This window comes from Actinoplanes sp. ATCC 53533 (assembly GCF_003947245.1).
Window position 1 is genome coordinate 40,633 of the sequence record NZ_QHHV01000103.1, and the last position, 13,842, is coordinate 54,474.

A 13,842-nucleotide genomic window follows, 5' to 3' on the forward strand; every position below is an offset into this window, starting at 1 on the left:
CGGGAACGGGAGCGCTGAGAGCGGATCCTCAGCGCTCTCGTTCCCGGTGGTGGACGATGTTGATGACGTTTCCGTCCGGCGCGCGCACGAAGAAGCGGCGCACGCCCCAGGGCTCTGTCGTGATCGGGTGCACGATCTCGTAGCCGAGCCGCTGAGCCTCCGCATAGGCGGCTTCGATGTCATCGGTGTGTACGGAGATCACCGAGTCTTCCGGTGCGGTGGCGTCGCGAGTGACGAGCTGGACGTGCGCCCCGGTGTCGGGAGAGGTGTATCGGGCCACCCATCCCATGTTGAACTCCTCGGTGCTCAGCCCGAGGTAGCCGCTGTAGAAGTCCTTCGCCGCCGCGACCTCGGGCACGCGCAGGTTGGCCGTGATACGGGTGACGCGCATCCCCCGAGGCTAGCGGCAGGTGCGACGAGGTGCAGCGCGGCCGGGGTCAGGCGCCGGTCGCCTTGCTCAGGTCGTTGCCGTAGTAGGCGCCGGCGCCGTGCTTGCGGGTGAAGTGCCGGTCCAGCAGCCACTGCGGGGCCGAGGCCGCCGGGTTGAGGGCGAGCGTCTTGAGGGCCATCTCGGCGACGGCCTCGCAGATGATGGCGTGCTCCACCGACTTGCCGGCGTCCTTTCCCCAGGTGAACGGGCCGTGGTTCGCCGCGAGGGCCGCCGGGGTGGCCTGCGCGTCGGCGTCGGTGCCGATGAGTTCGATGATCGCCCGGGCGGTGTTGAACTCGTACTCGTGGGCGCATTCCTCGGCGGTCAGGTCGCGGGTCACCCGGACCGGGCCGCTGAAGGTGTCGGCGTGCGTCGTGCCGAAGACCGGCACGTCCCGGCGGGCCTGCGCGAACGCGACAGCGTTGGTGGAGTGGGTGTGGGTGATCCCGCCGACCGACGGCCACGCCAGGTAGAAGGCGCGGTGGGTCTCGCTGTCCACCGACGGCTTGAGCCGGCCGGACACGACGCGGCCGGACTCGAGGTCGACCGGCACGAGCAGGTCGGCGGTCAGGTCGTCGTAGGCGACGCCGGACGGCTTGATCAGGTAGATGCCCGCCGCGCGGTCGACGCCGCTGGCGTTCCCCCAGGTGAGCGCGGCCAGGCCGGCCTTCGGGATGAGCCGGTTGGCCCGCAGCACGGCGTCGCGCAGGGCCTGGTCGTCGGCGTTCGTCATCCGGTCATCCTTCGGTCTCCGTGTGCGGTGGGCAACCGATGTTAACGTTCACATCAGGTTGCGTCCAATGAAAGCCCGGACTTCCCGCCCCCGGCACGGCGGGCGCCGTACCGGGGGACAACCCGCCGGTCAGCCGGGCAGGCCGACCAGGGGGACGACCTCCGGCGCGCCCAGCCGGGCGGCGTCGGCGGTCTCGTCGTCGGGTTGTTCCTGGGATGCCCGTTCCGCCCGCACCCGGGCCGTGTAGTGCTCGACCTCGCGGTCGGTCTGCTCCGGGCTCCAGCCCAGCACCCCGGCCATCAGTTCGGCGGCGGGCCGGGCGGCGGCCACCCCGCGGTCGAAGGTCTGCACGGAGATGTGGGTGCGCCGGGTCATGACGTCCTCCAGGTGCCGGGCGCCCTCCAGCGCGGCGGCGTACGCGATCTCCGCCCGCAGGTAGTCGCCCGCCCCGGCCAGCGGCTCGCCCAGCGACGGGTCCCGGCGGACCAGCGCCAGCACCTCCTCGACCAGCGTGCCGTACCGGCGCAGCAGGTGCTCGACCCGCGCCACGTGCAGGCCGGCCTCGCGAGCCAGCACCCGGCGCTGGTTCCACAGCGCGGCGAAGCCCTCCGCGCCGAGCAGCGGCACGTTCTCCGTGCACGAGGCGGGCACCCCGTCGCCGAGGCCGTGCGCCGCGGCGTCGACCGCGTCGCGGGCCATCACCCGGTACGTCGTGTACTTGCCGCCGGCCACCACGACCAGGCCCGGGGCCGGGCTGCCGACCGTGTGCTCGCGGGACAGCTGCGACGACATCTCCGACTCGCCGGACAGCAGCGGGCGCAGTCCGGCGTAGACACCCTGCACGTCCTCGCGGGTCAGCGGGGTCACCAGGACCTTGTTGACCTCCGTCAGCAGGTAGTCGATGTCGCGGCTGGACGCGGCCGGGTGGGCCTTGTCCAGCGCCCAGTCGGTGTCGGTGGTGCCGACGATCCAGTGCCGGCCCCACGGGATGACGAACAGCACGCTGCTCGCGGTCCGCAGGATCAGCCCGGTGCTGGAGTGGATGCGGTCGCGCGGCACGACCAGGTGCACGCCCTTGGAGGCGCGCACGTGGAACTGCCCGCGCTCGCCGACCAGGGCCTGGGTGTCGTCGGTCCACACCCCGGTCGCGTTGATCACCTGACGGGCGCGGATCTCGAACGGGACGTCGTGTTCGAGGTCGACCGCCGTCACCCCGGTGACCCGCTCACCCTCGCGCAGGAAGCCGGTGACCCGGGTACGGGACGCGACGTGCGCGCCGTACGCGGCCGCGGTCCGGGCCAGGAACATGGTGTGCCGGGCGTCGTCGACCTGGGCGTCGTAGTACTGCAGCGCGCCGATCAGGGCTTCCGGCTTGAGCCCCGGGGCGACCCGCAGGGCGGCGCGGCGGCCGAGGTGCCGGTGCCGGGGCAGGCCGCGGGCGTTGCCGCCGGAGATGCCCATCGTGTCGTAGAGGGCGACGCCCGCGCCGGCGTACACCCGCTCCCAGCCGCGGTGCTGCAGCGGATAGAGGAACGGCACCGGGCGGACCAGGTGCGGGGCCAGGCGCTGGATCAGCAGGCCGCGTTCCCGCAGGGCCTCGCGGACCAGTCCGAAGTCGAGCATCTCCAGATACCGCAGGCCGCCGTGGATCAGCTTGCTGGAGCGGCTGGAGGTGCCGCTGGCGAAGTCGCGGGCCTCGACCAGCCCGACGGACAGCCCTCTGGTCACGGCGTCGAGGGCGCTGCCGGCGCCGACCACGCCCGCGCCGATCACCAGCACGTCAAGTTCCTCGCCGCCGGCCAGCGCCGCGATCGCCTGGGCGCGGGCCTGCGGAGACAGTGTCCCGGTTTTCATGACCGATTCCCTTCTGTGGGGCCGGATGCGGCCCTTTCCTCAGTGGTGCGGCTCATCCGACGTCGACCCAGTCGAGGGTCCGCTGGACGGCCTTCCGCCAGCCCGCGTACCCGTCGGTCCGCTGCTCCGCCGACCAGCCCGGGACCCACCGCCGGGCCTCGCGCCAGTTGGCGCGCAGCTCGTCGGTCGAGGACCAGAAGCCGACCGCGAGACCGGCCGCGTAGGCCGCGCCGAGCGCGGTGGTCTCGGCCACCGCGGGACGGCTCACCGGTACGCCCAGAATGTCGGCCTGCAACTGCATGCACAGCGCGTTGGCCGTCACCCCGCCGTCGACCTTCAGCACGTCCAGCCGGACGCCGGAGTCCTGCTCCATCGCCTCGATGACGTCGCGGCTCTGGTAGCAGATGGCCTCCAGGGTGGCCCGGGCGAGGTGCGCGCCGGTGTCGTACCGGGAGAGCCCGACGATCGCGCCGCGGGCGTCCGAGCGCCAGTAGGGGGCGAACAGCCCGGAGAACGCCGGGACGAAGTAGACGCCGCCGTTGTCGCGCACCCGGGCGGCGAGTTCCTCGCTCTGCGCCGCGTCGGTGATGATGCCGAGCTGGTCGCGCAGCCACTGGACGGCGGCGCCGGTGACGGCGATCGCACCCTCCAGGGCGTACACCGGGGGCTGGTCGCCGAACCGGTAGCAGACCGTGGTGAGCAGCCCGTGCTTCGAGCGCACCGGCTCCGTGCCCGTGTTGAGCAGCATGAAGTTGCCCGTACCGTAGGTGTTCTTGGCCTCGCCGGGCGCGAAGCAGACCTGGCCGACGGTCGCCGCCTGCTGGTCGCCGAGGGCGCCGGTGAGCGGCACCTCGCCGGCGAGCGGGCCGTCGGCGCGGGTGACGCCGTAGCCGGCCGGGTCGCTGGAGGGCCGGATCGCGGGCAGCATGGCCCGCGGCACGCCGAAGATCGCGAGCAGCTCGTCGTCCCAGTCCAGCGACTCCAGGTCCATGAGCATGGTGCGGCTGGCGTTGGTCACGTCGGTGACGTGCGCGCCGCCGTCGATGCCGCCGGTGAGGTGCCACAGCAGCCAGGTGTCGATCGTGCCGAAGGCCGCGTCGCCGCGCTCGGCGGCGGCCCGCAGCCCGTCGACGTTCTCCAGCAGCCACTGCAGCTTGCCGCCGGAGAAGTACGGCGCCGGCGGCAGCCCGGTGCGCTCGCGGATCAGCTCGGCGCGGCCGTCGCGGTGCAGCGCGGCCGCGATCCGGTCGGTCCGGGTGTCCTGCCAGACGATCGCGTTGTAGTAGGGCCGGCCGGTCCGGCGGTCCCACACCACGGTGGTCTCGCGCTGGTTGGTGATGCCCAGCGCGGCCAGGTCCACCGCGACCAGCCCGGCGCGCGACAACGCGGTGCCGATCACCGTCCGGGTGTTCTGGATGATCTCCACGGGGTCGTGCTCGACCCAGCCGGCCCGGGGCATCAGCTGCCGGTGTTCCAGCTGGTGCCGGCCAACCTCGGCGCCCGACCGATCGAAGATCATGAACCGGGTGCTCGTGGTGCCCTGATCCACCGCGCCGACGAAGTCCGCCACCGGCCTGGCCCCTTTCGCGTCCGAAGGTTTGATCGAGACGGTAGGCAGGCCGGCGGGCCGCGGCAACGCGCCCGGTTCGACGATGTCGAACGTTTTCGCGCACCGGGCGGGCTACCATCGCGGTCGTGCCCGGCCTGATCCAGTCCATCCAGCGCGCGGCGGCCGTCATCCGGCTGCTCGCCGCCGGGCCCGGCTGGCTGCGCGCGAGCGAGATCGCCGCCTCCCTGGGCCTGGCCAAGGCCACCACCCACGGCATCCTGCGCACCCTGCAGCACGTCGGCTTCGTCCAGCAGGACGCGGCCTCCGGGCGCTATCAGCTCACCGCGTCGGTGCTGGTGCCGGGCACCCGGCCGATGGACCGCAACGAGCTGCGCTCGCGGGTGATCAACTGGGCCGACCCGCTCGCCGCCCGCAGCGGTCAGGCGGTCCGGGTCGGCACGCTGCTCGACGGCCAGGTGCTGGTGGTGCACCACGTGTTCCGGCCCGACGACACCCCGCAGGAGCTGGAGACCGGTGCGCTGCTGCCCGCGCACGCCACCGCCCTGGGCAAGGTGCTGCTCGCCCACGACGCCGGCAGCGCGCGGGCGGCCGGGGCGGGGCCGCTGACCGCGTACACCCGGCGCACGGTGCGCCGGGGTGTGGCGCTGCGCCGGGCGCTCGCCGAGGTCCGCGACCAGGGCTGGGCCGCCGACGTCGAGGAGTCGGTGGCCGGGCAGTCCGGCATCGCCGCGCCGATCCGCACGTACGGCGGGCTGGTGGTCGGCGCCATCGGCGTCTCCGGTCCCACCGACCGGATCTGCGACAGCGCGGGCCGGGCTCGGCCCGCGCTGGTGGCCCTGGTCCGCGAGATCGCCCGCGCGGTCTCCCGCGACCTGACCAAGGCCGGCACGTGACCGAGACATACGTGGTCGCGATCGACCAGGGTACGACCAGCACCCGGTGCATCGTCTTCGACCGGCAGGGCCGGCTGGTGTCGGTGGTCCAGCGCGAGCACCACCAGTCGTACCCGCGGCCCGGCTGGGTCGAGCACGACGCGGCCGAGATCTGGCGCAACGTGCGCAAGCTCGCCCCGCAGGCGCTCGCCGAGGCCGGCATCGCCGCCACCCAGGTGGCCGCCGTCGGCATCGCCAACCAGCGGGAGACCACGGTGCTCTGGGACCGGCACACCGGCGCCCCGGTGCGGCCGGCGATCGTCTGGCAGGACACCCGGACCGCCGCGATGGTCGCCGACCTGGCCCGCGAGCCGGCGGCCGCCGCCGTGCGGGAGCTCTGCGGGCTGCCCCTGGCCGGCTACTTCTCCGCCCCGCGGATCCGCTGGATGCTCGACGACACCCCGGGCCTGCGCGAGCGTGCCGAGCGCGGCGACGTGCTGTTCGGCACGATGGAGAGCTGGCTGATCTGGAACCTCACCGGCGGCCCGGCCGGCGGCGTGCACGTCACCGACGTCACCAACGCCAGCCGCACCATGCTCATGGACCTGAGCACGCTGCGCTGGCACGACGATCTGCTCGCGTTCTTCGGGGTGCCGCGGGCGATGCTGCCCGAGATCCGGCCCTCGGCCGAGGTCTACGCCACAGCCACGGCGGCGCTGCCCGGCGTGCGGATCGGCGCCGCGCTGGGCGACCAGCAGGCCGCCCTGTTCGGGCAGACCTGCTTCGCGCCCGGCGAGGCCAAGTGCACCTACGGTACGGGCGGCTTCCTGCTGCTCAACACGGGTACGGCGCCGGTGCGCTCCCGGCACGGGCTGCTCACCACGGTGGCGTACCAGATCGCCGGCGAACCGGCCGCGTACGCCCTGGAGGGCTCGATCGCGGTGACCGGCTCGCTGGTCCAGTGGTTCCGCGACGGCCTCGGCCTGATCGCCAGCGCGCCCGAGATCGAGACGCTGGCCCGCACCGTCGACGACAACGGCGGCTGCTACATCGTCCCCGCGTTCGCCGGCCTGTTCGCCCCGCACTGGCGCAGCGACGCCCGCGGTGTGATCGCCGGACTGACCAGCTATGTCACCAGGGGACACCTGGCCCGTGCGGTGCTGGAGGCCACCGGCTGGCAGACCCGCGAGGTGGTGGACGCGATGAACGCCGACTCCGGGCTGGCGCTGCGCTCGCTCAACGTCGACGGCGGCATGACGTCGAACAACCTGCTGATGCAGTTCATCGCGGACGTGCTGGACGTGCCGGTGGTCCGCCCGATGGTGGCCGAGACGGTGTCGCTGGGCGCGGCGTACGCGGCCGGGCTGGCGGTGGGCTACTGGCCGGACGTGGCGGGGCTGCGGCGCAACTGGCACCGGGCGGCACAGTGGACCCCGGCGCTGGACCCGGCCCGGCGCGCGGCGGAGCACGAGAACTGGCGGGCGGCGGTCGAGCGCACGCTGGGGTGGATCCGTACGCCGGAGGCGGAGCCCGATATCCGGCATTGACCGGCCGGCGAGGCCGGCGGCCGCTACCGTGGAGGCGATATGTCGTGAATTGCGGGAGAAGCGATGCGGATCGGCCTACTGCGCTCTTTCGGCTCGGTGCTCGCCTCGGCCGCCATGGCGGTGCCCACCGTCTGGTTTCCCGCTCCGGCGGGCGCGGCCCCCGGCGACGACCCCGCGAAGATCCGGGCGTACGTCGCCAACTTCGGCAGCAACTCGGTGTCCGTCATCGACATGAGCACCGAGACCGTGGCGGAGACCATCGCGCTGAGCGGCGACTACTCGTTTCCGGTCGACGTGGCGTTGTCCGCGGACGGCACGACCGGCTACGTGGTCACGGCCGACGGCTCCCTGGCGGTGCTCGCCACCACGCCCAACCTCCTGCAGGACACCGTCGCGGTCCCGGGCCAGCCGAGCGCCGTGGCGGTGGCACCCTCGGGAGAGCGGGTCTACCTCACCGACCGCGCCGGCGACGCGCTCACCGTCCTCGACGTCGCCGACCTCACCAACCCCGGCACGGTCCCCGTGGGCGACGAGCCCGCCGACGTCGCGGTCTCGCCCAGCGGTGCCGCCGTCTATGTCGCCAACTTCGGGTCCGACACCGTGTCGGTGCTCGACGCCGCGACCGCGACCGTCGTCGCCACCGTCCCGGTCGCCGACGAACCCGCAGGCGTGACGGTGTCGCCGGACGGCACCCGGGTGTATGTCGCCACCGCGGCCAACACCGTCGACGTCATCGACGCGGACACCAACACCGTGACCGCCCGCTACGCCGCGGGCGGGGCGGTCCACCACGTCGCGGTCGCCCCGGACGGCGTCACCCTGTACGCCGCCACCACCGGGATCCGCGCGATCCGCGCCGCGGACGGCGTGACCGAGCACACGCTCGCCGCCGCGTCCGGCCCGGGCGGCGCCGAGGTCACCCCGGACGGCGCCGCGGTGCTGGTGAGCGCGCAGGCCACGGACCGCGTGACGGTGTACGACACCGCGCTCGGCGCGGCGGGCGCGGCCCGGCACATCGCGGTCGGCGAGCAGCCGGCCGGGATCGCGGTCGCCGCCGTCCCCGCGCGGCTCTATCCGGAGAACCTGACCGCGGCGCCGGCGCCCGGCACCGGGGAGATCGGGCTGAGCTGGGACGCGCCGTCGGACGACCCGGCGTCGTACCGGGTCTACGCGGGCACGGCGAGCACCGGCCCGTTCGCGGAGGTGACCGCGGGGTCGTGCACGGCGGTGGCGGGCACCGACACGTCCTGCACGGTGGCCGGGCTGACGCCGGGGACCGAGTACTACTTCACCATCATCGCCCAGGCCGGCGGCTTCGACAGCGCCGAGTCCGACAGAGTCTCGACCCGCGCGATCGAACCGCCCGCCGCCCCGGTCACCCCGTCCGCCGCGGTCACCGCCTCCCGGACGATCACCGTCACCTGGACGGCCGCGACCTCCACGGACGCGGCCCCGGTCGAGGAACACCAAATGGAGATGTCCGACGACGACGGCGACACCTACGGCGCGATCCCGGCGGGGACGTGCGTGTCGATGGCGGCGAGCCCGTGCACCGTGACCCTGCTCGGCAACGGGATCACCTACCGGTTCCGGGTGGTCTCGGTCAACAGCGCCGGCACGGGGGTCTCGGCCGGGTCCACCGGCGTCACCGCGGTCAGCGCGCCGGCGGCGCCGAGCAACGTGGAGGTCGAGACCGCCGGCGTGGCCGAGGTGGAGGTGTCCTGGACGCCGCCGGGCGGCACCGTCGACAGCTACCGCGTCTCGGTGGCCACGGCGGCGCCGTCCGGGCCGTACACGAAGGTCACGAGCGGGGCGTGTGCCACCCCGGCGGCGAGCCCCTGCCTGCTCACCGGACTGACCCCGGGCACCGTGTTCTGGGTCAAGGTCAGCTCCGTGCGCGGCGGCGTCGAGGGCACCCTCTCCGGCGTCTCCACCGGAATCTGGGCGCTGGGCCTGCCGGGCCGGCCCGGCACCCCGGCCGGGGCCATCGCCGGCGACAAGGCGCTGGCGGTGACCTGGTCCGCGCCGAGCGCGCCGGCACCGAGCGACGGCACCCCGGTGGACGGCTACCGGGTCGAGGTGGCGGCCGGCGCCGGTGGCTACACCACGGTGTCGACGGGCGGCTGCGCCGAGCCGGCCACGAGCCCCTGCACGCTGACCGGGCTGACCGCCGGCACGAGCTACAAATTCCAGGTCACGGCCGTCAACACGCTCGGCCCCGGCCCCACCTCCCCGGAATCGTCCGCGCTGACCGCGGCCACCACGCCGAGCGCGCCGACCCTGCTGACGGCCACCCGGGGCAACGGCTCGGTGAGCCTGGGCTTCACGGCGCCGGCCAGCACCGGCTGGAGCGACCTGACCAGGTACGACGTGTCCACCGACGGCGGATCGACGTGGGCGCCGCTCACGGTCGTCGACGGTACCGGCGGCGCCCGGACCGCGACGGTGCCGGGCCTGGCCAACGGCACGACGTACGCGGTGAAGGTGCGCGCGGTGAACGCGGTCGGGGAGGGGACGGTGGCCGACGCGGGCTCGGTGACACCGGCGACGTTCCCGGCGGCCCCGTCCAGCCTGACGGTCACGCCGGGCGACGCCGGCGGTGCCCTGTCGTTCGTGCCCGGCGGCGACGGGGGCGACACGGTCCTCCGGTACGAGGTGTCGACCGACGACGGGGCGAACTGGGAGCAGGTGAGCACGGAGCCGGGCCCGGGCGGCACCCTGACGGCGACGCTGACCGGACTCGCGAACGCCACGTCGTACCCGGTGCGGGTGCGTGCGGTCAACGGCGTCGGCGGGGGCACGGCGAGCGACGGTCAGTCGTTGACACCCGTAGCCGCCCCCACCCCTTCGGCGTCGGCCAGTCCCTCGGTGTCGGCCAGTCCCTCGGCTACGCCTTCTGCCACGGTCTCGGCCACTCCCTCTTCCACGGTCTCGGCCACTCCCACGGCTACTGCCACCGCTGATCCCACTCCCACGGCTACGCCGACTCCCACTGCCACGGCTACGGCTACGCCGACTCCTACCCTCACGGTTACGCCGACTCCTACCCTCACGGCGACACCGGCTCCCACCGCCACGGCGACACCGGCTCCCACCGCCACGGCGACACCGATTCCCACCGCCACACCGGTTCCCACCGCCACGGCGACCCCGACTCCCGCTCCCACCGCGGCTTCGCCCGGTGTGCCCACCGCTGTGTCCGCGGCCGCCGGCACCTCCTCGATCACCGTGCGCTGGGCCGCGCCCACCGAGAACGCCGGCCTGGTGACGCGGTACACCGCTTTCGCCGACCCGGGACCGGCCTCGTGCACCACCGCGACGGCACGGGAGACCACCTGCACTCTCGGCGCGGTCGCCGGCACCTCCTACACGGTCACGGTCGTGGCGCACACCTCCGCCGGCGTCGACTCGGCGCCGTCCCGCCCGTCCGCCCCGGTCACCGCGACGCTCCCGGCCGTCCCGGTGATCGTCCCCGACACCGACGCCACCATGACCACGGACCAGGGGCCGATCAGCGCCGCGGCACCCGGCCAGCAGATCGTTCTCATCGGCACCGGCTTCGCCCCGCACTCCACGGTCACCATCGCCATCTACTCCGCGCCGATGCTGCTGGCCACGGTGACCACCGACGCCCGTGGCGACTTCACGCACGGCGTCACCGTGCCGGCGGACCTGCCGGTCGGGGAGCACACGTTCGTGGCCACGGGCGTCGACGCGGACGGCGATCCCTACGCCATGAAGCTTCCCGTCGCGGTCGCGCCCACCACCGGCACCGGCACCCTCGCCGCGACCGGCGCCGGAACCGCACCCCTGGTGGCGACCGGCCTGCTCCTCATCGTCGTCGGCGCGATCGCCCGCCGCGCCGGCGTTCGCGCGGGACCGGTGCGACGGCCCGGCTGAGCCGCTGCGCGCCCCGCCGGTCGCCGATCCGGTGCTGAGGCTGGCCCCCGCGGGGCCACGATCGGGTGCGGAGACGGCACTAGGCTGCGGTGGTGAGCACACCGGTGAGCAACAGTGAGCTGGGCGCCTTCCTGCGCGGCCGCCGCGAGGCGTTGTCCGCGGCCGAGGCCGGGCTGCCCACCGGCAGCCGACGGCGCACCCCCGGCCTGCGCCGCGCCGAGCTGGCCACGCTAGCCGGGGTCAGCGTCGACTACCTCACCCGGCTGGAGCAGGGACGCGACCGCCATCCGTCCGCCGAGATCCTCGGTGCGCTCGCCGACGCGCTGCGGCTGTCCGCCCCGGAGCGCATCCACCTGCGGATGCTCGCCAAGGTGACCGGCGGCCCGGCCTGCCGGGGCATGGCGGTCGAAGCGCCGAACCGCACGGTCCGGCCCACCGTCCGGGCGCTGCTGGACCGGCTCGAACCGGCCCCGGCGTACGTGGTCAACCGGCTGGGCGACGTGCTGGCGTGCACCACCGGCTACCGGCGGCTCGCGGCGCCGCTCGGCCTGCTGGACGGCGAGCGGCCCAACCTCGCGCGGTTCGTGTTCACCGACCCGCGGGCGCGGGCGGCGTACCCGGAGTGGGAGCGCGTCGCGGGCGAGTTGGTCGCCGCCCTGCCGGTCGCGGCCCGCCACTCCGATCCGTATCTGGCCGACCTCGTCGACGAGCTGACCGTCGCCGCCGGGGCGGCGTTCACCGACCGGCTGGCCTCGGCCGAGCCCGCCCGCCGGGCCGGGGTGGAACGCCTGGCCCATCCCGGCGTCGGCGAGCTGCGGCTCGCGTACGAGATGCTCGAACTACCTGACGCGGACGACCAGCGCCTCGTCGTCTACCTGCCCGCCGACGACGCCTCGTCCGCCGCGCTCGACCGCCTCAGCGGGCTCCGGCCGGGCGGCCTGCGCGCGGTTCCCGGGAGGTCCGCCGGCACCAGGTCGGCCTGACCGCCGGGTGCCGCGGCCCGGCGGGATTCGTTCAGGTCCGGTTGCCCGGTGTCGATAGGGGGAGAGGAAGGCGGCGAGGGGCGGCACGCGATGAGACCAGGTCGACGGTTGACCGTGCGCAAGCGGCTCTTCGTCATCGCGCTGATCGGCGCCCTGCTCACGGGAGTCGTCGGCGGCGTCGGGCTCTCCGGGTACGCGCGGCTCACCGCCGCCAGCCGCGCCGAGGCGCGGCTCGGCACGATCCAGGCGCTCACCCTGGTGTCCCAGTCGCTGCAGCACGAGGTGCGGGCGCAGGCCTGGTTCGGGGTCGCGATCGCCGAGGGCGACACCAGGCGGTCGAGGGTCGAGGTACGGTCCGAGTTCGACGAGGCCCGCACCACCATGCTCGCCACCAACGCCCAGCTCTCCGCCCTCACCGACGGCACCGTCTACGAGGCGGAGCTGCGGGAGATCGGCGCGGCCCAGGACCGGCTGCTCGGCCGGGCCGACTCGGTCATCCGGCTCAGCGCCGCGGACCGTCCCGCGGCGTTGACCGGCATCGGCATCTTGGAGGACCAGGCCGACACGCTCAACGACCAGATCTCGGGCCTGATCGAGAAGCTGTCCGCCGACCGGGCCGAGCAGCTCGCCGCCGCGGACCGCATCAAGCAGACCGACGCCCGGCGGCTGCTCGCCGCGGCGCTGCTGGCCGCGTTGCTGGTGCTCGGGCTGTCGGCCCGGCTGACCCGGTCGATCCTGCGCGACCTGCGCGCGGTCGACGAGGTGGCGCACCGCGTCGGCGCCGGCGACCTGGACGCCCGCGTCGAGAAGCCCCGCGACGACGAGATCGGCGCGCTGGCCCGGTCGTTCAACCACACCGCGGAACGGCTGAGCGAGACGGTGCAGCAGCTCACCGCGGAGGCACGGCGCGAGAAGCTCGGTAGCCAGCTCGCCGACGCCTTCGACATGGCCGAGACCGAGCACGACGCGTACGAGGTCGTCGCGAACACCCTGACCGTCCTCGGCCCGGACCGGCCCGCCGAGCTGCTGCTCGCCGACCACTCCGAGGCCCGGCTGACCACGCGCGCCACCGGCCGTACCAGTGAAGCGCCGTGCTGCCCGGTCACCTCGCCCTTCCATTGCGTCGCGGTGCGCCGCGGCCACCTGGTGTCGTTCGACGACAGCGACGCGCTCGACGCCTGCCCCAAGCTCCGGAACCGCCCGCAGGGCCGGGTGTCGGCGGTCTGCGTGCCGGTCACCTTCATGGGCCGCTCGCTGGGCGTCGTGCACACCACCGGCCCGGCCGGCCGGATGCCGGCCGGGGAGGCCCTCGCGGGCCTGGCGCTGCTCGGCGCGCAGGCCGGCAACCGGATCGGCACCCTGCGCTCGTTCGAGCTCGCCCAGCTGCAGGCCAGCACCGACGCGCTGACCGGGCTGCCCAACCGGCGCGCGTTCGAGAGCGAGGCCCGGGAACGGCTCCGGGGCGGTGGCCGGCTGGCGTTCGTGATGGCCGACCTGGACAAGTTCAAGCTGCTCAACGACGCGCACGGCCACGAGGCCGGCGACCGGGCGCTGCGGCTGTTCGCCCGGGTGCTGCGCGCCGGGCTGGGCAAGGACGACCTGGCCGGCCGGCTCGGCGGCGAGGAGTTCGGCATGGTGCTGAGCGAGGTCACCGTGGACCGGGCGGTGCTGGTGCTGGACCGGATCCGGGCCGCGCTGAGCGACGCGATCGACGGCGGCACGCCGCGGTTCACCGCCAGCTTCGGCGTGTGCGGCAACGACGGGCAGACCGGTTTCGAGGACCTGCTCCGGACCGCCGACAAGGCCCTCTACCGGGCCAAGCGCGAGGGCCGGGACCGGGTGGTCGCCGCCGGTGCGCCGAACCACGACCGGCAGCCGCCGGTCGAGGCCCCCGCGCCGGTCTACTCGCCCGCCGGTTAGCGGCCGGAGCCGTACCCACCCACCGTCGGGTAG

9 protein-coding genes are annotated in these 13,842 nt (G+C 74.4%); 5 read left to right on the forward strand and 4 right to left on the reverse strand.

The features are described from left to right. Positions 1-28: 28 nt before the first annotated feature. The 4 genes from DMB66_RS30285 to glpK (DMB66_RS30300) all read right to left on the reverse strand — a co-directional run bounded on the left by DMB66_RS30285 (position 29) and on the right by glpK (DMB66_RS30300) (position 4,587). Complete coding sequence (locus DMB66_RS30285; protein ID WP_125807525.1) at positions 29-391, reverse strand: VOC family protein; 363 nt, start codon at positions 389-391, stop codon at positions 29-31. Between the two features lie 46 nt (positions 392-437). After that, positions 438-1,163 carry an L-ribulose-5-phosphate 4-epimerase AraD gene (gene araD / locus DMB66_RS30290; RefSeq protein ID WP_125807526.1) on the reverse strand — a complete coding sequence of 242 codons (726 nt, stop codon included), beginning with the start codon at positions 1,161-1,163 and terminating at the stop codon, positions 438-440. Between the two features lie 129 nt (positions 1,164-1,292). Beyond that, on the reverse strand, positions 1,293-3,017 hold the full coding sequence (locus tag DMB66_RS30295; RefSeq protein WP_125807527.1) for a glycerol-3-phosphate dehydrogenase/oxidase: 1,725 nt from the start codon (positions 3,015-3,017) through the stop codon (positions 1,293-1,295). Between the two features lie 52 nt (positions 3,018-3,069). Further along, positions 3,070-4,587, reverse strand: coding sequence for a glycerol kinase GlpK (glpK, locus tag DMB66_RS30300; RefSeq protein ID WP_125807528.1), 1,518 nt, complete (start codon positions 4,585-4,587; stop codon positions 3,070-3,072). A gap of 125 nt (positions 4,588-4,712) precedes the next feature. Between glpK (DMB66_RS30300) and DMB66_RS30305 the strand changes: the two genes are divergently transcribed. The 5 genes from DMB66_RS30305 (at position 4,713) to DMB66_RS30325 (ending at position 13,809) form a co-directional block, all read left to right on the forward strand. Next, positions 4,713-5,480 carry an IclR family transcriptional regulator gene (locus DMB66_RS30305; RefSeq protein WP_125807529.1) on the forward strand — a complete coding sequence of 256 codons (768 nt, stop codon included), beginning with the start codon at positions 4,713-4,715 and terminating at the stop codon, positions 5,478-5,480. After that, a complete protein-coding gene (glpK, locus tag DMB66_RS30310; protein WP_125807530.1) occupies positions 5,477-7,006 on the forward strand; it encodes a glycerol kinase GlpK in 1,530 nt (509 codons plus the stop codon). Before DMB66_RS30305 ends, glpK (DMB66_RS30310) begins: the two co-directional genes overlap by 4 nt. Positions 7,007-7,069: 63 nt before the next feature. Continuing rightward, a complete protein-coding gene (locus DMB66_RS30315; protein ID WP_125807531.1) occupies positions 7,070-10,906 on the forward strand; it encodes a fibronectin type III domain-containing protein in 3,837 nt (1,278 codons plus the stop codon). Between the two features lie 92 nt (positions 10,907-10,998). After that, a complete protein-coding gene (locus tag DMB66_RS30320; RefSeq protein WP_233624943.1) occupies positions 10,999-11,889 on the forward strand; it encodes a helix-turn-helix domain-containing protein in 891 nt (296 codons plus the stop codon). 114 nt (positions 11,890-12,003) lie between these two features. Continuing rightward, the gene (locus DMB66_RS30325) at positions 12,004-13,809 is read left to right on the forward strand and encodes a diguanylate cyclase domain-containing protein (protein ID WP_233624949.1); all 1,806 of its coding nucleotides are present in this window, start codon (positions 12,004-12,006) and stop codon (positions 13,807-13,809) included. The last annotated feature ends 33 nt before the right edge of the window (positions 13,810-13,842 follow it).

Bases quoted from the DNA above. Each gene is read 5' to 3' on its own strand.
- DMB66_RS30285 (WP_125807525.1), bottom strand. From the start codon at position 391: ATGCGCGTCACCCGTATCACGGCCAACCTGCGCGTGCCCGAGGTCGCG.
- araD (WP_125807526.1), bottom strand. From the start codon at position 1,163: ATGACGAACGCCGACGACCAGGCCCTGCGCGACGCCGTGCTGCGGGCC.
- DMB66_RS30295 (WP_125807527.1), bottom strand. From the start codon at position 3,017: ATGAAAACCGGGACACTGTCTCCGCAGGCCCGCGCCCAGGCGATCGCG.
- DMB66_RS30315 (WP_125807531.1), top strand. From the start codon at position 7,070: ATGCGGATCGGCCTACTGCGCTCTTTCGGCTCGGTGCTCGCCTCGGCC.